The organism is Fusicatenibacter faecihominis (genome assembly GCF_020686945.1).
Classification (GTDB): Bacteria; Bacillota; Clostridia; order Lachnospirales; family Lachnospiraceae; genus Limivivens; species Limivivens faecihominis.
Genome location: NZ_JAJEPR010000007.1, coordinates 62,487 through 81,681, shown reverse-complemented (window position 1 = coordinate 81,681; position 19,195 = coordinate 62,487). Strand labels below are relative to the sequence as shown.

The following is a 19,195-nucleotide window of genomic DNA, read 5'->3' as shown; positions in this document are numbered from 1 at the left end:
TACTCATATTACAATTATAGCTTTAGAAAAATTGGTGGATTTTTACGAAAAAGAAAAATGTGCAAAAAAACTAGCCAAAAGTATAAATCTATGGTAGTATAGATAATTGTAGTTTAGTCCATAGCCTTTATTCATTGAAAAAAATCGTTAAGGAGAATAATATTATGGGAAAATATTTTGGAACAGACGGTTTCCGTGGGGAAGCCAATAAGAACCTGACTGCTGAACACGCTTACAAGATCGGTCGTTTCCTGGGCTGGTACTATGGAAGAAATAAAGAAGAGGGCGAGAAGTGCAAGATCGTTATCGGAAAAGACACCCGCCTTTCCTCTTATATGTTTGAGTATGCGCTGGTTTCAGGCCTGACTGCTTCCGGTGCGGAGGCTTATCTGCTTCATGTAACCACGACTCCTTCTGTCTCCTATGTGGCAAGAACCGAGGATTTCGACTGTGGTATTATGATTTCCGCCAGCCACAATCCCTACTATGACAACGGAATCAAGCTCATCAACAGTAATGGTGAAAAAATGGATGAGGAGACTATTCTGAAGATTGAGGCTTATATCGACGGCCTTTCCGGAGAGATTCCTTTTGCAACCAGGGAAAACATCGGCCGTACTGTAGATTACGCCATGGGAAGAAACCGCTACATCGGCTATCTGATTTCCCTGGCCACCCGCTCCTACAAGAACAAAAAAGTCGGCCTCGACTGTGCGAACGGCAGCGCCTGGATGATTGCGAAGAGCGTTTTCGATGCGCTGGGAGCCAAGACCTATGTGATCAACAACGAGCCGGACGGCACGAACATCAACACGAACTGTGGTTCCACCCACATCGAGGGCCTGCAGAAGCTGGTGAAAGAGAAAGGCCTGGATGTCGGTTTTGCCTTTGACGGCGATGCGGACCGCTGTCTCTGCGTGGATGAGAACGGAAACGTGGTAAACGGCGATATGATCATCTATATCTACGGCTGTTACCTCAAAGAGCGCGGCAAGCTGGCCGGAAACAAGGTTGTCACCACGGTGATGTCAAACTTCGGTCTTTATAAGGCTCTGGACGAGGCCGGAATCGAGTACGAGAAAACGGCTGTCGGCGATAAATATGTCTATGAGAATATGTCCGCCAACGGTTACCGCGTGGGCGGCGAGCAGTCCGGTCATATCATTTTCCGGAAATATGCAACCACCGGCGATGGTATCCTGACGGCCATCAAGATGATGGAAGTTATGCTGGAGAAGAAAAAGACGCTGGCTGAGCTGGCAGCTCCGGTGCCTGTTTATCCTCAGGTTCTGAAAAATATCCGCGTGACGGACAAAGCGGCAGCCCAGAACGATCCGGACGTCCAGGCAGCAGTCAAGGCTGTGGGCGAAAAGCTGGGAGCTGACGGTCGCATCCTGGTGCGTGAGAGCGGAACCGAGCCTGTGGTCCGCGTCATGGTGGAAGCCGGGGAGGAAGCTCTCTGTGAAAAATATGTGGATGAGGTTATCGACGTGATCGTGAAAAAGGGCTACCGGGAGGACTGACGGATGTGCGGAATTGTTGGATATGTAGGAGCATGGAACGCAGCGCCGGTGCTGTTAAGCGGCCTTTCGAGACTGGAATACCGGGGCTATGATTCCGCCGGTATTGCGGTTTCTGACCTGCGGGACGGCGAGAACCGGATCGAGATTCTTAAGGCAAAAGGCCGGCTCCAGGCGCTGAAGGAGATGACGGACAATGGAAAAGCGGTAAGCGGCACCTGTGGTATCGGTCACACCCGCTGGGCAACCCACGGGGAGCCTTCAGTGGCAAACGCTCACCCCCATTGTTCCAAAGACAAACGGATCGTTGTGGTCCATAACGGCATCATCGAGAACTATAAGGAGCTGAAGGAGTATCTCCAGAAAAAAGGCTTTGTCTTTCTGTCGGAGACAGACACCGAGGTGGTGGCCCATCTTCTCGATTACTATTATAAAGGCAATCCTCTGGAGGCTATCGCCCGGGCCCTGGGCCGTATCCGCGGTTCCTATGCGCTGGGTATCCTTTTCAAAGACCAGCCGGGAAAAATTTATGCGGTGCGGAAAGACAGCCCGCTGATTATCGGCCGGTCGGAGAATGGAAACTTCATCGCTTCCGACGTACCAGCAATTCTGAAATATACGAAAAACGTCTGCTACATTTCCGATATGGAGATCGCAGAGTTAACCAAAGATACCATCACTTTCTACGACGTGGACCAGGAGGTCCTGGAAAAAGAGTTCAGGACCGTGGAGTGGGATGCGAAATCTGCGGAAAAAGGCGGTTTTGAGCATTTTATGCTGAAGGAGATCTACGAGCAGCCGAAAGCCGTGGCAGATACGATTCATCCGAGGATCAAGGATGGAAAAATTGTCATCGAGGAGCTTGGTCTTTCTGATGAGGACATCCGGAAAATCAGCCGGATCCAGATGGTGGCCTGCGGTTCTGCCTACCACGTCTGCGCGGCGGCAAAATATGTGCTGGAAAAGCTTTCCGGCATTCCCGTAGACATCGACCTGGCTTCTGAATTCCGCTACCGGAATCCAATTCTCTCCGAGCACACGCTGGTGGTGATTGTGAGCCAGTCCGGCGAGACGGCGGATTCCCTGGCGGCTCTCCGGGAGTCAAAAAAGCGGGGCTTTCCTGTGCTTGGCATCGTAAATGTGGTGGGAAGCTCGATTGCGAGAGAGGCGGACAGCGTCTTTTACACCTGGGCCGGACCGGAGATTTCCGTGGCAACGACCAAGGCCTACAGCACTCAGCTGGCGGCGATTTATCTCATCGGCATTCTTTTCGGCGAGGTGCGGGAATGCATCAGCAGAGAGGAAGCAGATCACTATATCCAGGAGCTCTTGAAGCTTCCGGAAAAAATTCAGCGGATCCTCGATGAAAAAGAGCGGATTCAGTGGCTGGCCAACAAATTTTCCCATACGAAGGATGTCTTTTTCATCGGAAGAGGGCTGGATTATGCGATTTCCATGGAAGGTTCCCTGAAGCTCAAGGAAATTTCCTATATCCATTCTGAGGCCTACGCAGCGGGAGAATTAAAGCACGGAACGATTTCCCTGGTGGAAAACGGCGTTCTGGTTGTGGGCGTGGCCACACAGCAGGAGCTTTTTGAAAAAGAGATTAGCAACCTGGTGGAGGTCAAGAGCCGTGGCGCTTCGGTGCTGGGGCTGACCAGTTACGGCAGCTATTCCATGGAGGATACCGCGGACTTTACGATCTATGTTCCGCGGACAGAGAGCTGTTTTGCCACAAGTCTCGCGGTGATTCCGCTGCAGCTTCTGGCCTATTATATCTCCGTGGCCCGGGGACTTGATGTGGATAAACCGAGAAACCTTGCCAAAAGTGTGACAGTGGAGTAAACTGGAGCTATACACTAGGAAAGGCGGACTGTTTATGCAGAACCTGACAAAGTACGCACTGGAAGACTCCCTGAAAAAATTCCTCCTCAAGAAGCCTCTGGATAAGATTACGATCAGCGATCTGACCAGCGACTGCGGCATCAGCCGGATGGCCTTTTACTATCATTTCAAGGATATTTACGATCTTGTGGAATGGGCCTGCATTGAGGATGCCACCCGGGCGCTCCAGGGGAAAAAGACTTACGCTACCTGGCAGGAGGGGATCCTGCAGATCTTTGAGGTGGTCCAGGAAAACAAACCCTTCATATTAAATGTCTACCGGAGTGTGAGCCGGGAGCAGATCGAAAATTATCTTTTCAGTCTGACTTACGGGCTGATTGCCGGCGTGGTGGAAGAGCAGGCCGTGGGCATGGACGTTCCGAAGGAAGAACGGGAGTTTATCGCTCATTTTTACAAGTACAGTTTTGTGGGCGTGATGCTGGACTGGATCCGCAGGGGCATGAAGGAAGAACCCAGAGAGCTGGCGGAAAAGATCTGCGTTACCATGCACGGAAACATCATCAATTCCCTGAAAAATGCGGAAAATATGGCAAAGGGAAACTTAAAAATTTTCTGAGAAAATCGGTGTCATCAAAAAATGGTGGCGCCGTTTTTTTACGGAAAAATGGGGAATACTTACTTTACAAAACGGCGCGATTGTCAAAAAGTTTATCATTCTTTATGGTTTGTTAATTGTAGCCGGCGAAAGACTGCGATAGAATACGGTCAGAAACAAAAAAGAAAACAAACGCATTTAAAATAGAAAGGGGTTTTTACTATGGCAAAGAAACATTCTTCTTTAGGACTGGCAGCCCTGGTGGCAGCAGGAGCAGGTGCAGCAGCACTCGCAGCAAAGAATCGTCAGGAAAAAACAGTAGAAAAAGCTGAGGTGAAAAAAGCCACCAGCGATTACCGCAACACCGAGCGCGGAATGAACCAGAAAAACAGCAAAGGCATCTACTACAGCAACGGAAACTACGAAGCTTTTGCTCACCCGGAGAAACCGGAAGGCGTGGATGACAAGCATGCTTACCTGGTAGGAAGCGGTTTGGCTGCTCTGGCAGCTGCCTGCTTCATGGTCCGCGACGCCCAGATGCCCGGCTCCCACATTCACATCCTGGAAGCCATGGACGTTCCCGGCGGCGCCTGCGACGGTATTTTTGATCCGGCCAGAGGTTATGTGATGCGCGGCGGCCGTGAGATGGAGAACCATTTCGAGTGCCTGTGGGATCTGTTCCGCAGCATTCCTTCCCTTGAGAAACCGGGCGCTTCCGTTCTGGACGAGTATTACTGGCTGAACAAGCATGACCCCAACTATTCTCTCTGCCGTGCGACCGTTGACTGCGGCAAGGACGCTCACACCGATGGAAAATTCAACCTGAGCCAGAAAGGCTGCATGGAGATCATGAAGCTTTTCTTCACCAAGGATGAGGATCTGTACGACAAGACCATCGAGGATGTTTTTGACGACGAAGTCTTTGATTCCACCTTCTGGCTGTACTGGCGGACCATGTTTGCTTTTGAAAACTGGCACAGTGCTCTGGAGATGAAGCTCTACTTCCAGAGATTCATCCATCACATCGGCGGACTTCCTGATTTCAGCGCTCTGAAATTCACGAGATACAACCAGTACGAGTCCCTGATCCTTCCGATGGTTGAGTATCTGAAAGCAGCTGGCGTAGACTTCCAGTATAACACTGAAGTTACCAACGTAATCTTTGAAATTTCCGATGGCAAGAAAGTGGCAAAAGCTATCGAGTGCAAGGTAAACGGCGTGGAGAAAGGCATCCTTCTCACCGAGAACGATCTGGTATTTGTCACCAACGGAAGCTGTACCGAGGGTACTATCTACGGTGATCAGAATCATGCGCCCAACGGAGACGCTGAAGTTCGTACCAGCGGTTGCTGGAGCCTCTGGAAAAATATCGCAAAACAGGATCCGTCCTTCGGTCATCCGGAGAAATTCTGCTCCGACGTGGCAAAGACCAACTGGGAGTCTGCTACCGTTACGACGCTGGATGACAAAATCATTCCGTATATCACGAAGATCTGCAAACGTGACCCGAGAACCGGAAACGTCGTTACCGGCGGTATCGTGAGCTGCCAGGATTCCAGCTGGCTCTTAAGCTGGACCATCAATCGTCAGGGACAGTTCAAAGAGCAGGATCCGGAGAAGGTCTGCGTATGGGTATACAGCCTCTTCACCGATGTTCCCGGCGATTATATCAAGAAACCGATGAAAGAGTGTACCGGTAAGGAGATCACTGAAGAGTGGCTCTATCACCTGGGCGTACCCGAAGAGGAGATCGAGGAGCTGGCCGAGCACAGCGCTGTCTGCGTACCAACCATGATGCCTTACATTACTGCCTTCTTCATGCCCCGCGCCAAAGGCGACCGCCCGGATGTCATCCCCGATGGCTGCACCAACTTTGCTTTCCTCGGCCAGTTCGCCGAAACCCCGAGAGACACGATCTTCACCACCGAGTATTCCGTCCGTACCGCGATGGAAGCCGTATATGGCCTGCTCGGTGTAGACAGAGGCGTACCGGAAGTATGGGGAAGCGTTTACGATGTGAGAGACCTGCTGGATTCCAGCGTGAAACTCATGGATGGAAAATCTCCGCTGGAGATTGAGCTGCCGGGGCTGCTGAATCTCGTCAAGAAGCCGTTGCTGAAGGTCGTTAAAGGAACGATCGTAGAGGATCTTTTGAAAGAACATGGGATTTTGAAAGATTATATGTTGAAATAAAAAATATTGCAGGGGGAAACCATCAGAGTCTTGCAGTCCTGGTTTCCCCCTGCACCCCCTTCCAGGGCACGCTAGAAAATAGGGGGGCTTACGTCATGCCGTTGCGCGGAGATGATATGGTGTTCGGCGCCTCATATTGAGAATTTGAATTGTGAAATTTCAATATGAATCATCGAACACCATATAATCGCTATGTTTCAGCCTGACGTAAGCCCCTTATTTTCTAAGCGGGCCCAGTGGGGAGTGCAGAGGGGCGGCGGGCTCGCGACTCCGAGCCGCCCCTTTGCATAATCATTTTCCCCCATGGCTTTCCCAAAGCCTCCTGTCACGGATTGCCTGCAAAAGGTTTCCCATTTGACGCTTCTTTACAAATATCATATAATGAATACATTCTTAAGCTTTTCAGAAAGGCGAAATAACATGGAACAACAGAAGAAATGTCCTCTTCAGGCGGTCATTTTCGACGTGGACGGTCTGATGCTGGATTCAGAACGGCTAGTTCAGCGCTCCTGGGATATTACCGGGGAAAAAATGGGTTATGGTCCCCTGGGGCACAACATTTATCACACTCTGGGCATGAACCTCAAGGGCAGAGAAGAATATTTCAAAAGCGTATATGGACAGGAGTTTCCCTTTGATAAATTTACGGAGGCTTACCGGGAAGAGAGCAGGAAAATCCAGGAAGCAGAAGGCGTTCCGGTGAAAAAAGGCCTGCTGGAGCTGATGACTTTTCTGAAAAAAGAAGGCTTCGCTCTGGCAGTAGCGACTTCCTCCAGCCAGGAGCGAACCCGAGAAAAGCTCAAGGGCTGCGGTGTCTGGGGCGATTTTTCCGTGATTATCTGCGGGGATCAGGTTCGTCGTTCCAAGCCGGACCCGGAAATTTATGAGAAAGCCGGAGCAGCTCTGGGAGCCGACCCGGGCAAGACGCTGGTTCTCGAGGATTCCCAGAACGGCCTTCGTTCTGCGCTGAATGCAGGCATGCTTCCCATCATGATCCCCGACATCCTCAAATCAGCCCCGGATCTGGAGCCTCTCATTGAGGCGAAGCTTGAGGATCTTACCGAGGTGATCCCATATATTGAGGAGCATTTTTACCGGGAAAAACTATAAAATTGAAAAGAGGAGGCGGGAATGTTATGCTTTTTAAAATGGTGCAATGGAGAACTTCTGTATATAAGCTTAGATTGACTGCATACTGCAAAATTTCCAAATAAGTCATTAAAAATAAGGCCCCAAGTTGACCGCAAATCTTAAAAAGCTCAAATGCAGTTATGCAATTTTGAGAAATGTTTGACTGTAAATATAAGAATTCCAATTGCAGTCAATAAAATCTCGAAAATATTTGACTGAAATTCCCAAAATTCCAATGCAGTCAATGAACACCCCTAAAATGCATGACTGCAAATTAGAAAAGTTCAAATGAAGTCATAGAAAGCCCCGTAAACGCATGACCGTAAATTCTAAAAATCCAAAATAAGTCAAATACATCCATATCTGGATATCCATCCCACCATATAGTCTTACCCAACCAGTCTGACGTAAGCACCTTATTTTTTGAACTTAAGCAGAAAAGGATGCTCGAAGGGAAAGGCGGCGAGCCTGTTCCTTCGAATAAATTTTTTTTGCATCTTTATATTGTAAAAATACAAAATATGATTTATACTTACATTAAGAATTTTTCCTCTTCAGGAAGGAAAACAATGGAAAAGAAAAAATTCAAAGATCTGACGATTCGTGATGCGTTTTTGTTTGCGGCAGTTATGACAGACCGGGAGATCTGCCGGAAGCTTCTGGAACTTTCTTTAGAAATCACGATTGCCAGCGTTCAGGTACAGACCGAGAAGACAATGGCCTATCATTCCGAATATCACGGAGTACGCCTCGACGTCTACGCCGCGGATGAAAAACATACGAGATACAATGTAGAAATGCAGGTAGTCCGTCAGGATTATCTGCCCAAAAGAAGCAGATATTATCACGCACAGCTGGATATGGATGCTCTGCTTGCCGGAGAATCCTATGAAAATCTGCCGGATACTTACGTCATTTTTATCTGTGATTTTGATCCGTTCGGAGAAGGGTTTTACCGCTATTATACCCGTACATACTGTGAAGAGACAGGCAAGGCGGTCACAGACGGAGTGGTAACGGTTTACCTGAATACCAGAGGCGAAAAAGAAGAAGGGATTTCATCCGAGCTTATGGAATTTTTGAACTATGTGAAAAATTCCGGGCGCAAGACGATTCCCGAAGAAGAGGCAAACTCCTTCATAAAACTGGTCCAGCGTCACATTGAGAAGATCAAAAGCAGTCGTGCAATGGAGGAACGTTATATGCTGTTGGAAGAGATGTTGCAAAAAGAAAAACAGGAAGGTATTTTAGAAAGTATTTTTACAATTCTTGAATCCAAATTCCCTGTGCCAGAAGACCTGAAAAGCCAGATGAAAATAGAAAAAAATCCGCAGAAGCTTAAGTCATGGCTTCTCACTGCAACAAAAGCCACCACTCTGGAAGATTTCCGCGCGCATATGTAATTGGCATTTAACCTATCTATGTCCATTCTGGACAAAACATATCCCACAATTTACTCTATTTAGAAGAGGAAGAATTCTATCTTTCATAAGCATCTATTTACCAATAAATATCAACTCGAGGTGTCTAGCCATAACTACCATATAGTTTTACTCTCCCAGTCTAAAATTTGACGTAAAGCTAAAAATACCTTATAATCCAAATCAAAAAGCAAAGGTTTACGCAATTTTATGAAAATGGAAAACAAGCTACTATCTTTAGACACCCCTCTCTTTGAAGGCATCGCCCAACAAGACCGTCGCCCCATGCTGGACTGCATCACCTATCACACCGCCACTTTCAGCAAAGGCGAGATCATCGCCTTCGAGCAGGAAAATATGAAACACATTGGCATCGTCCTTTCTGGAGCCGTCGATATGATAAAGGAAGACCTCTGGGGAAATAAGACGCTTCTGGTCCGCATGCGGAAAAATGAGCTTTTCGGAGAGACCTTCGCCTGCGGGAACGACAGCCGTTCCACGGTGACATTTCAGGTTTCGGAGGACGCAGAGATTCTCTTCCTTCCCTTTGACCGTGTCATGCGAAGCTGCAATATGGCCTGCGTGTTTCATCATCGGTTGATCGAAAATATGGTCCGTGTTATCGCGGAAAAAAACCAGGAGCTCATCCGCAAGGTCGAGGTGATCTCCAAGAAGACTCTCCGGGAAAAAATCCTCGCCTACCTTTCACTCCAGGCTGAAACCCAGCATTCCCGCTATTTTGAAAGCCCCTTAGGGAGAGTGGAGCTGGCAGAATATCTCTGTGCTGACCGGAGCGCCCTCACAAGAGAGCTGGCAAAGATGAAAAAAGAAGGCCTCATCGATTATGACCGAAATTGTTTCCGGATCTTATAAGAAGGGTGTAAGAGAAGCAGAAGTCAGGCTTTAAATATTCACAGAAATATAGAAAAATATATTAACAGATATAAAAAGTAGAATCATAAAAACCATGTGAGCCTCCAAAAATTCTCACATGGTTTTTGTATAATCAGCCCTCCAAAGATAATACTTTATCCAGGGGCCGCCCAATAGATTTCCGTTATAGCATACAGAACGAAAAATAACGATAGCCGCCTCTGGAACAAAAAACCAATCCAAAATGTGACCTCTGCAACATTATGAATTCTTCTTCTCCCTTATAATCATCTCAGAACCAAACGACACAGCGAAAATCTGTAAACTCATTTTTTCATAAAGCTCCCGCAGATTTTCAACAAATAGATTATAAGGAGACCTCACATGATCCGAAGAATTATCACCATCGACGAAGAAAAATGCAGCGGCTGCGGCCTCTGCGCCAGCGCCTGTCACGAAGGGGCCATCGGTATGGTAAACGGCAAAGCCAAGCTGCTCCACGAGCACTACTGCGACGGCCTGGGCGATTGTCTGCCGGCCTGTCCGGAGAACGCCATTTCCTTTGAGGAGAGAGAAGCTCCGGCTTACGACGAGGCAGCTGTGCTGGCTGCGAAAGCCGCGAAGAAAGAGCCTCTGCCCTGCGGCTGCCCGGGTACGGTCTGTCAGACCATCGAGCATGACGAGCCTATTTCCGAGGTGTCCATGCCCGGCCAGCTCTCGAATTTCCCGGTGCAGATCAAGCTGGTAGCGCCCAATGCCCCTTACTTTGACGGAGCCGACCTTCTCATCGCCGCGGACTGTACGGCCTACGCCTACGGAAGCTTCCACAAAGATTTTATCCGGGGAAAAGTGACCCTCATTGGCTGCCCGAAGCTCGATGACGTGGACTATTCCAAAAAACTGCTAGAGATTTTCAGGTACAACGACATCCGAAGCATCACCGTGACCCGCATGACCGTTCCCTGTTGTGGGGGCCTCACCAACGCAGTGAAAAAAGCACTGGAGAAGAGCAGGAAAGATATTCCGCTGAAGATCATAACAATTAGCCCCCGAGGAGAAATTGTATGATTTGGAGCCACAATCAAGTCAAATATCCATGCAAGCATGGCTGATTGGCTCGTTGCTCGCAGGAATAAAGATTGCTCAGGTCCAAACGTTTAAAAAAATAGCGACGCTCGAATAACCAGAAAATTTAAGGAGGAAAACTATGTTTTGTTATCAGTGTGAACAGACAGCCGGATGCAGCGGCTGTACCGGAAAAGCAGGTGTCTGTGGGAAAAAAGAAGATACCGCCAGACTTCAGGATCAGCTCACCGGCGCCCTTATCGGCCTGGCAAGATCCACGGACGGAAATGAGTGGGCCCTGAAGGATTCAACAGCCGCCATTGTGGTGGAAGGCCTTTTTGCCACCCTTACCAATGTAAATTTTGACAACGAGGCTCTGCAGCGTCTCATCGACCGAGTGGAAGAGGAGAAGGCGCGACTGATTCCGGATTGCGCTGTCTGTGCATCCCCCTGCGGCAAAAACAACGACTACGATATGGAAAAGCTCTGGACTGCGGACGAGGATATCCGTTCCCTCAAATCCCTGATCCTTTTCGGAATCCGCGGCATGGCGGCCTACGCTTACCATGCGGCAGTCCTGGGCTATAAGGATGAAGAGATCCATCGCTTCCTATATAAAGCACTCTTCGCTGTAGGCATGGACGACTGGGGAATGGATGAGCTTCTGCCCATCGTTCTGGAAGTGGGCGAGGTGAACCTGAAATGTATGGCCATGCTGGACAAGGCCAACACGGAGACCTTCGGAAATCCCGAACCCACGGAGGTGACGCTCACGGTGGAAAAAGGCCCCTTCATCGTGATCTCCGGCCATGATCTCTATGATCTCAAGCTTCTTCTAGAGCAGACCGAAGGAAAAGGCATCAACATCTATACCCACGGGGAGATGCTTCCCGCCCACGCCTATCCAGAGCTGAAAAAATACAGACAGCTTAAAGGCAACTTCGGTACGGCCTGGCAGAATCAGCAGAAAGAGTTCGCCGATCTGCCCGCCCCGATTCTTTTTACCACCAACTGTCTCATGCCGCCTAAAGCCAGCTACGCGGACCGCGTCTTTACGACGGAGGTGGTCGGCTACCCGGAAATGCGCCACATCGGCGAGGACAAGGATTTCACGCCCGTCATCGAGAAAGCTCTGGAGCTCGGCGGTTATGGGGAAAACCGGGAATTTCACGGAATTAACGGCGGCAGCAAAGTCATGACCGGTTTTGCGAGAAATACCGTCCTTTCCGTTGCCGATACGGTCGTGGATGCGGTGAAATCCGGCGCGATCCGCCATTTCTTCCTGGTGGGAGGCTGTGACGGAAGCCGTCCGGGCCGGAATTACTATACGGAATTTGTCAGACAGACTCCGCCGGACACCGTGATCCTGACCCTGGCCTGCGGCAAATACCGCTTCAACGACCTAGATCTCGGTACGATCGGAGGCCTTCCGAGAGTCATGGATATCGGCCAGTGCAACGACGCCTACTCCGCGATTCAGATCGCCCTCGCTCTGGCAGACGCCTTTGATTGCGGCGTCAACGACCTACCCCTGAGCATGATTTTAAGCTGGTACGAGCAGAAAGCGGTCTGCATCCTTCTGACCCTGCTTCACCTGGGAATCAAAGATATCCGTCTGGGTCCCACACTCCCGGCCTTTATCTCTCCCAACGTACTGAATTTCCTTGTGGAAAAATTTAATATTGCCCCTATCACCACTCCGGAAGAGGATCTCAAAGCCATTCTGGGCGAATGATAAAAAACGAAAGTCTCTTTGCAGAAAACGTGATCTCTGCAAGGAGACTTTTTTTCGCAAAAAAGGAAAAAAATAAATTTTTGGTTTTCAAAAGTGTTTATAGTAGGTATAATTAAAAATACAGAGAAAAATTTTGGTATATTAAAAAATATAAACTGTTTATGTTGAATAAACAAAAGAAAATATTTGCAAATTAAACAAAAATTTGTGAAAGAAAACGACGTAATTCAGAAAAAAGACTGAGGGTGAGGAAATGGGAGGATTCCGTGCAGCTGCGGAGCAGATCCATCTGCTGTTTGCGGATGAGGATGAACATTATACGGATAGCCTGGTACGGCTGGACAGAGAACAGTATATCGATTACTGTCTGAGAAAGGCAGGGTATCAGGGCATTTATTTTATAGAAAAACAGCTGACTGGAAAAGGCGGCTATCGGGTGATTATGGGAAATCCGGCCTCTGCGGACGCCTACTGCTATCAGGCTCCGTCCGGCGGCTGGTTTTTTACGAAAAAGTCAGTTCCGCGGGAGACGGAGGGAAAGCGTGTTTTCTGCAGGCACAACAGTCCGGAGGAAGTGACGGGAAGGATTTTTTCCATGCTGAAAAATCAGGGCGGCTTATCCATGGCCTTTGTCATGGAGCCGGAGGTTTTTGCGGAGCTTTATCAGGACCAGACGGCGGGAGAGGAACTCAGAAACCTGCTGGAAACCGTGAAAAACAGTATCTTTCTGCTGGTAAGCTCCATGAAGGCAGACGAGAGCTTTCCGGTATTTACAGAGAGAAAAGAGGTCTTTGGCGGGACCTTTTTCCGAAAATTTAAGAAGGTTTTTGCGACAGAAGGTCATTTCCGATTCTATGAAGAGCTGAAAAATGAGCTGGGAGACGGTTTCCATCTCTGGAATCAGATGAAGCGGGAGGAGCTTTACCGGATGCTGCAGTATCTCTGGCTGACGGAGAGAAGCTGGCAGAAGCTTCCCGTTGGGACGCTGGAGCGGGGAGCAGAATTTCTCTATGCCTGGTGTCATCAGCCGGAGCTGGAGACGCCAAAGGGGCTTCGTCTTCCGGAAAAGTTTCAGCGGAATCTTGGAGAGCTTCGGAAGTGTCTGAAAGGACAGCCGGAAGCTTTTGCGGAGAGTCTTTCCGAGTGGAAAAGGACGGACCGGGTGGAAGCGAAGCTCTGGTATCCCACTTTTTCGGAGACTGCGGATGTCCGGCGTTTAAGGCAGGGAATCCGTGAGATCGCCGGGCCGGAAAGACAGAGGCTTGTCTGGAAACTGGGCCGGGTGACGGAAATCATGGTCTGCCCCTGGAGTGATTTCCGGAAACTGGAGCGGCCGGGCCTTCAGGAGATGCTGCAGAAAATGGAAGAGCTCAAGGAAGAAAACTGCCGCTCTTCGGAGCTGGCAGAGCGCGTTTTGGACTATCTTTATTACAGTTTCCGGAGCGAAGGGCAGTATGATAGCAATGAGGTCTATCAGATGAAATGCGACTGTCACCGGGAGATTGTCTGCTGTACGGCGATGGTGGCCCGGATGGAAAAGCTTCATGAAAAGCGCCAGGAAACCATCAGGAAAAATGAGCAGGAGTTTGCACAGCGCAGGCAGGAGCTGAAAGAACAGTGTGAAAGGGATCCTGTTTACGGGGAGGTTTATCGCCGGATGAAGGAGAAAACTCTGGAACCGGGCGTCGCCACCGACTACCAAATGGATATCAGCCAGAAAAAAGGCGTTCTGGTCAGCCTTCAGCAGACCATCCGGACGGAAAAACAATACATGATCAGCGGCCAGGAGGAGATCGCGGTTCAGAAAAACAGCATTGAGAAGTTGGATCTGGTCTTAAAAGAACTCATGGCAGAGAAAAATCCGACGGCCCTTGCCAGTATTTTAAACCGGGCAGGAATCATGCTTAAGGAGCAGGGCAGCATGGAACAGAAAGCGCAGAATGCTTTGAAAGAGGCGGCTTCTCTTTTTGAAAAAGAGGCTTCGTTTTTGAAAGAGGAAAAAAAGAAAGAAGAGACGGACAGGGAGGTTTGGTATGTTTAATATAGGAATTGATTTCGGAAGCACTTATACTACGGTATCTGCTTACCGGAACGAAACGGAAAAACTGGAAACCGTAGTTTTGGGCCTGGGAACCCCGTATATTCCCACGATCGCAGGCGGAAAGGTGGGAAGTCTTGACGGACTTCGCTACGGCTCAGCCGCAAAAGGCATTATGGGAAGAAAGGACCATGTCATTGATAGCTATATTCCTTTGTTGGAGAAATTCCGTGTTACAGCAGAACAGTATTACAAAGACGATTGTGCAGAAAAGGATAGTTTCCAGAAAGAATAATACCCAGGAGATGTGACTCTATGAACGAAACCGAATCCCAATGGGACAAACTGCTAAAAATCAAAACCACCGGCCGCGATGATTCCCACGCAGACCAGTACCGCTATCCCTACGAACCGACACCCTATTCCGTGCTGGAACGTCTGGCAAACAGCGGCCTTATCGGAAAAGGAAATACTCTCTTGGATTATGGCACCGGGAAAGGGAGAGTCTGCTTTTATCTATCCTACCAGACTCGCTGCCATTCCATCGGTGTGGAATACGATGAACGGATCTTTTCCGGGGCAGAAGAAAACAGGCTCCATGCCGTTTCAGGGAACCGGACTGCCTTTGAAATGAAAGCAGCCGAAACCTATCCCGTATCGACAGAAGTGGATCGCTGCTATTTTTTTAATCCCTTTTCCGTGGAACTCCTTCAGAAAGTTCTCGCCCAGATCTACGCTTCCTACTACGAAAATCCTCGTGAGCTTCTGCTGTTTTTCTACTATCCGTCCGAAGAATACCTGAGCTGTCTGATGACAGAAGAACAGCTCCTGTTTTACGACGAAATCGATACCAGGGATCTTTTTGGAGGAAATAATGAGAGAGAAAAAATTCTAATTTTTGAAGTAATATAGAATACGTTTTATAGTACAGTATTTAATCTTGGCGTATACCAGCACCCCATCCCAATTCCAGTCAGGCGTCATGTGGAGGCGGGGCAGAAATTCTTGGCTCGCGGAAATCTGCGTTATGAGCGGAAATCCATTGTCTGAGCGAAGCGAGTTATGGATTTCCACGAATGCTTTTAGCAGATTCCCGCAAGCCTTAGAATTTCGCCCCACCGCAACTGAAAGCCTGGCGGAATCGGGATGGAGTGCGTCCTCGAAGCCACCTATAATCATATATACCAAAAGCCCGGGCCATGTATACACGGTATACACTCCGGGCTTTCATATATCTTTATTAAATTAGTATTCCAACGCCTCTCTGCCCATCTTCTCCAGCAGCTCCGATTTAATCTTATAAAGCTTATCAGAAAGGTCCACATAAACCTCATGCGGGTTCACGAGACGTTTGGTCTCATCCCAGAGGGTGTCCTTCTCCTTCGTGCAGATATCACGGATTTCCATAACGGAAGGAGACGTGTATACACACTCGCCGCCCTTGAATACAGGAACAAGAAGTTCTCTCAAGGTATAGGTGTTGGCGTGGATCTTTGTCTTTTTCCAGGTCTCCAGAGGATCGAAGATGATCATATCCTTCTTATCATCGAAGGTCTCGTCAGCCAGGCAGATGAGATCGGCGCGGATCTTGCCGGTCTGGCGGTCGTAGATCCGGTAGATGGTCTTGTTGCCCGGGTTCGTGATCTTCTCGGTGTTCTCGGAAAGCTTGATCTTCGGGATAAATTCGCCGGTCTCAGCGTCCTGAACGGCAGCCAGCTTGTATACACCGCCGAAAGCCGGGCAGTCCTTGCTGGTGATGAGGTTGGTTCCGACACCCCAGGAGCTGATCTTGGCTCCCTGGGTTTTCAGGCTGTCGATGAGGTATTCGTCCAGATCACTGGAAGCGGAGATGTAAGCATCCTCAAAACCGGCAGCGTCGAGAAGCTTTCTCGCCTGCTTGGACATGTAGGCCAGGTCGCCGCTGTCCAGACGGATGCCATAATTTTTCAGAGGAATACCGGCCTCACGCATCTCCCTGAAAACGCGGATGGCATTGGGAACGCCGGATTTCAGCGTATCGTAGGTGTCTACCAGGAGGCAGCAGGCATTGGGATAAAGATCCGCATAGGTTTTGAAAGCGGTATACTCATCCGGGAAACTCATGATCCAGCTGTGGGCGTGGGTTCCCTTTACCGGCACGTCAAAAAGCTGGCCGCAGAGCACGTTGGAGGTGCCGACACAGCCGCCGATGACAGCGGCACGGGCACCGTAAACACCTGCATCCGGGCCCTGGGCGCGGCGAAGACCAAACTCCATGATGCCGTCACCCTTTGCTGCGTAAACAACTCTGGCTGCCTTGGTGGCGATAAGGCTCTGATGGTTGAGGATCGTCAGAATAGCGGTCTCCACGAGCTGGGCCTCCATGATAGGAGCGACGACCTTGATCAGCGGCTCCCTGGGGAAGACAATGGTGCCTTCCGGGATGGCGTAGATATCGCCGGTGAAATGAAAGCTTTCCAGGTACTCCAGGAAATCCTCATCAAAAACTTTAAGACCGCGGAGATATTCCACATCCTCCTTGGAAAAACGGAGATTTTTGATGTAATCGATGACCTGATCGAGGCCTGCCGCGATGGCATAACCGCCGTCACAGGGGTTTTTACGGTAAAAAGCATCGAAGACGACTTTTTCATTGTTCTGGGATTTGAAATACCCCTGCATCATCGTCAACTCGTAGAAATCAGTCAGCAGTGTCAGATTCATTGTGCTCATAGTGATTTACCTCTTTTTTCTATATAATAGACAGCGCTCCATCAGGAAAGCTGCTTGTAGAACAACAGCAGGGCAGACATAAAAAATATGCCCGTCAGCGGGAAATAAAATCCGTATCCACCGTAATGATGCAATTGTAACGTTGATCTTTTTTCTTCAGGGCCTTGACGACCTGATTTTTGATCTCATTCGGGTCTTTGATCTTGTCCGGAATCAGCAGGTCAAAAATGAGATTGATCTGATTTTTTCCGTCAATCATGCGGAAATCGTGGAAAGAAAGCTCCGGATCAACGGAATGGACCGCCTCATCGACCTGGGAGCGGACCGCGAGCACCCGTTTGTCGTGGGTTTCGATAGGATCCATATGGATGACCAGGAGAATGTTCAGCTTCTGGCTGACTTCTCGCTCGGCTTTGTCGATGATCTCATGGGAAGCGCGGATATCCGCATCCTGCGGCACCTCCGCGTGAATGGAAGCGATGCTCCGGCCGGGTCCGTAGTTGTGTACGATGAGGTCGTGGGTTCCCATGATGCCGTCGTAGCTTTCCACCATTTTTGTGATGGCCGCGCAGGTTTCCGGATCAGCCGGAGCTCCGATCAGCGGGGAAAGCGTATCTCTGGCGATGCCGACACCTGCCCATATGACGATGGCAGCCACGATAAGGCCGATGAGACCGTCCACATTCAAATGGAAGAAGTGGAAGATCAGGATGGACAGGATCGTGACGGAAGTGGTGATCATATCGCCCATGGCGTCAGCGGCGGTGGCCATCATGATCTTGGAATCAATCTTTTTTCCAAGGGAACGGTTAAAACAGCTCATCCAGAATTTGACGCCGATGGAAAGAATCAGAATCACCACAGAAACGGCATGGAAAGTCAGCTCTTCGGGATGCAGGATTTTTTCAAAGGAATCCTTGAAAAAGCCAAAGCCCACATCCAGAACTAGGAAGGCGACGATCAGGGCCGCGATGTACTCGATCCGCCCGTGGCCGAAAGGATGATCCCGGTCGGCTGGCTTTTCTGCCATCTTGACGCCCACGAGACTGATAATCGAAGAACCGGCGTCGGAAAAGTTGTTGAAGGCGTCAGCGGTGACGGCCACGCTGTGGAGCAGGCTTCCTGAAATGAACTTCACAGCGAAGAGAAACAGGTTGCAGATGATTCCCACAACCCCGGCCAGGATGCCGTAAGCGGTACGGACTTCCAGATCCTCGGTGTTCTGGTAGTTCCGTACAAAATGTTTGACCAGAAAGTTAGTCATAAGTATCTCCCCCTAAGAGTAAGAAGGGGAGCAGAAAATATCTGCTCCCGGAAAATGCCGCAGCAAGCAGACATTTTGATAACGTTGTTTCCCTTCCATTATACTCAGGGAAGAGGGGTTTGGCTAGCCAAATCTGCAATGTCAGGGTCAAAAGTTTAAAAGCATCTACAAAGGGCTTTTCAAGGAAATGACCTGAAAAACCGGAAAATCCGAAAAATTTAAAAATCAAAAACACTGAAAAAGCCCGGTTTTATGCGGGTTTCCGGACAACGAAAAATAAATTGGAAAAATTTTTAAAAAAATTTCAAAAAAGGGGTTGACGAATCCGGAAACGTGGTATATAATTCATTGTGTTGTGAGGGACACGACAGAGCAACAAAGAAAAGCAACACACGAAAGTGTCACGATGGGCTATCGCCAAACGGTAAGGCAACGGACTCTGACTCCGTCATTTCAAGGTTCGAATCCTTGTAGCCCAGTTAAGGATTGTCTTGGAAAAAGGCAATCCTTTTTTTTATCTAGCAATGAGCCGGGCACAGAAATAAGCGGTTGACCCGGATGGGAGCTTGCTCACACTCCGGGTCATCTGCTTATTTCTGTATGCGGCGAATGCCGCAAAGCAAAAAAGCGAAGCTTTTGAGCTTATATACCCGGCGGAGTAGTGAGAAGCCACCCTTCCGCAGCCAAGCGCTTGCAGCGTTAGCTGCACAGCTATACCGGGAATCCACTTCCCGCCAGCCAGGCCGCTTGCGGCTCTGCCGCACAGCCCCTCCGGGAATCCAACTCACCTACAGGAGGCACCC

14 protein-coding genes and 1 tRNA gene are annotated in these 19,195 nt (G+C 49.3%); 13 read left to right on the top strand and 2 right to left on the bottom strand.

What is annotated here, in order from left to right; genetic code table 11:
* Positions 1-164: 164 nt before the first annotated feature.
* The 12 genes from glmM (at position 165) to LKD71_RS06080 (ending at position 15,328) form a co-directional block, all read left to right on the top strand.
* A complete protein-coding gene (gene glmM / locus LKD71_RS06135; protein ID WP_178046867.1) occupies positions 165-1,523 on the top strand; it encodes a phosphoglucosamine mutase in 1,359 nt (452 codons plus the stop codon).
* Between the two features lie 3 nt (positions 1,524-1,526).
* Positions 1,527-3,365, top strand: coding sequence for a glutamine--fructose-6-phosphate transaminase (isomerizing) (gene glmS, locus LKD71_RS06130; RefSeq protein ID WP_227614742.1), 1,839 nt, complete (start codon positions 1,527-1,529; stop codon positions 3,363-3,365).
* 34 nt (positions 3,366-3,399) lie between these two features.
* Positions 3,400-3,981, top strand: coding sequence for a TetR-like C-terminal domain-containing protein (locus LKD71_RS06125; protein ID WP_178045957.1), 582 nt, complete (start codon positions 3,400-3,402; stop codon positions 3,979-3,981).
* Positions 3,982-4,182: 201 nt separating this feature from the next.
* Positions 4,183-6,153: an oleate hydratase gene (locus LKD71_RS06120; RefSeq protein WP_227614741.1), complete on the top strand. Its 1,971-nt coding sequence runs from the start codon at positions 4,183-4,185 to the stop codon at positions 6,151-6,153.
* A gap of 420 nt (positions 6,154-6,573) precedes the next feature.
* Positions 6,574-7,263: an HAD family hydrolase gene (locus LKD71_RS06115; RefSeq protein ID WP_227614740.1), complete on the top strand. Its 690-nt coding sequence runs from the start codon at positions 6,574-6,576 to the stop codon at positions 7,261-7,263.
* 590 nt (positions 7,264-7,853) lie between these two features.
* Entirely contained in the window at positions 7,854-8,687 is an 834-nt protein-coding gene (locus tag LKD71_RS06110; protein ID WP_227614739.1) for an Rpn family recombination-promoting nuclease/putative transposase, read from the top strand.
* A 228-nt stretch (positions 8,688-8,915) separates the two neighbouring features.
* Entirely contained in the window at positions 8,916-9,578 is a 663-nt protein-coding gene (locus LKD71_RS06105; protein ID WP_227614738.1) for a Crp/Fnr family transcriptional regulator, read from the top strand.
* Between the two features lie 384 nt (positions 9,579-9,962).
* Positions 9,963-10,646: an ATP-binding protein gene (locus LKD71_RS06100; RefSeq protein ID WP_227614737.1), complete on the top strand. Its 684-nt coding sequence runs from the start codon at positions 9,963-9,965 to the stop codon at positions 10,644-10,646.
* 139 nt (positions 10,647-10,785) lie between these two features.
* Positions 10,786-12,378 (top strand): hydroxylamine reductase, encoded by a 1,593-nt coding sequence (hcp, locus tag LKD71_RS06095; protein ID WP_227614736.1) that lies wholly within the window; start codon positions 10,786-10,788, stop codon positions 12,376-12,378.
* 253 nt (positions 12,379-12,631) lie between these two features.
* Positions 12,632-14,419, top strand: coding sequence for a hypothetical protein (locus LKD71_RS06090; RefSeq protein WP_227614735.1), 1,788 nt, complete (start codon positions 12,632-12,634; stop codon positions 14,417-14,419).
* Positions 14,412-14,711 (top strand): acetate and sugar kinases/Hsc70/actin family protein, encoded by a 300-nt coding sequence (locus LKD71_RS06085; protein WP_227614734.1) that lies wholly within the window; start codon positions 14,412-14,414, stop codon positions 14,709-14,711. The genes LKD71_RS06090 and LKD71_RS06085 overlap by 8 nt, the downstream gene beginning before the upstream one ends.
* Before the next feature lie 20 nt (positions 14,712-14,731).
* Positions 14,732-15,328 carry a class I SAM-dependent methyltransferase gene (locus tag LKD71_RS06080; RefSeq protein ID WP_178046544.1) on the top strand — a complete coding sequence of 199 codons (597 nt, stop codon included), beginning with the start codon at positions 14,732-14,734 and terminating at the stop codon, positions 15,326-15,328.
* 333 nt (positions 15,329-15,661) lie between these two features.
* Here the strand turns inward: LKD71_RS06080 and LKD71_RS06075 are convergent, their stop codons facing one another.
* The gene (locus LKD71_RS06075; protein ID WP_227614733.1) at positions 15,662-17,128 is read right to left on the bottom strand and encodes a nicotinate phosphoribosyltransferase; all 1,467 of its coding nucleotides are present in this window, start codon (positions 17,126-17,128) and stop codon (positions 15,662-15,664) included.
* A 94-nt stretch (positions 17,129-17,222) separates the two neighbouring features.
* Positions 17,223-18,392, bottom strand: a complete 1,170-nt coding sequence (locus LKD71_RS06070; RefSeq protein ID WP_227614732.1) for a cation diffusion facilitator family transporter — start codon at positions 18,390-18,392, stop codon at positions 17,223-17,225.
* Positions 18,393-18,799: 407 nt separating this feature from the next.
* Between LKD71_RS06070 and LKD71_RS06065 the strand changes: the two genes are divergently transcribed.
* Positions 18,800-18,871, top strand: a tRNA-Gln gene (locus LKD71_RS06065).
* Positions 18,872-19,195 lie beyond the last annotated feature (324 nt).

What these genes read in the sequence shown, in the direction of transcription:
- LKD71_RS06125 (WP_178045957.1), top strand. Translation starts at nt 3,400, where the DNA reads ATGCAGAACCTGACAAAGTACGCACTGGAAGACTCCCTGAAAAAATTC.
- LKD71_RS06115 (WP_227614740.1), top strand. Translation starts at nt 6,574, where the DNA reads ATGGAACAACAGAAGAAATGTCCTCTTCAGGCGGTCATTTTCGACGTG.
- LKD71_RS06100 (WP_227614737.1), top strand. Translation starts at nt 9,963, where the DNA reads ATGATCCGAAGAATTATCACCATCGACGAAGAAAAATGCAGCGGCTGC.
- LKD71_RS06080 (WP_178046544.1), top strand. Translation starts at nt 14,732, where the DNA reads ATGAACGAAACCGAATCCCAATGGGACAAACTGCTAAAAATCAAAACC.
- glmS (WP_227614742.1), top strand. Translation starts at nt 1,527, where the DNA reads ATGTGCGGAATTGTTGGATATGTAGGAGCATGGAACGCAGCGCCGGTG.
- LKD71_RS06085 (WP_227614734.1), top strand. Translation starts at nt 14,412, where the DNA reads ATGTTTAATATAGGAATTGATTTCGGAAGCACTTATACTACGGTATCT.
- LKD71_RS06070 (WP_227614732.1), bottom strand. Translation starts at nt 18,392, where the DNA reads ATGACTAACTTTCTGGTCAAACATTTTGTACGGAACTACCAGAACACC.
- LKD71_RS06105 (WP_227614738.1), top strand. Translation starts at nt 8,916, where the DNA reads ATGAAAATGGAAAACAAGCTACTATCTTTAGACACCCCTCTCTTTGAA.
- glmM (WP_178046867.1), top strand. Translation starts at nt 165, where the DNA reads ATGGGAAAATATTTTGGAACAGACGGTTTCCGTGGGGAAGCCAATAAG.
- LKD71_RS06090 (WP_227614735.1), top strand. Translation starts at nt 12,632, where the DNA reads ATGGGAGGATTCCGTGCAGCTGCGGAGCAGATCCATCTGCTGTTTGCG.
- LKD71_RS06110 (WP_227614739.1), top strand. Translation starts at nt 7,854, where the DNA reads ATGGAAAAGAAAAAATTCAAAGATCTGACGATTCGTGATGCGTTTTTG.
- LKD71_RS06120 (WP_227614741.1), top strand. Translation starts at nt 4,183, where the DNA reads ATGGCAAAGAAACATTCTTCTTTAGGACTGGCAGCCCTGGTGGCAGCA.
- hcp (WP_227614736.1), top strand. Translation starts at nt 10,786, where the DNA reads ATGTTTTGTTATCAGTGTGAACAGACAGCCGGATGCAGCGGCTGTACC.
- LKD71_RS06075 (WP_227614733.1), bottom strand. Translation starts at nt 17,128, where the DNA reads ATGAGCACAATGAATCTGACACTGCTGACTGATTTCTACGAGTTGACG.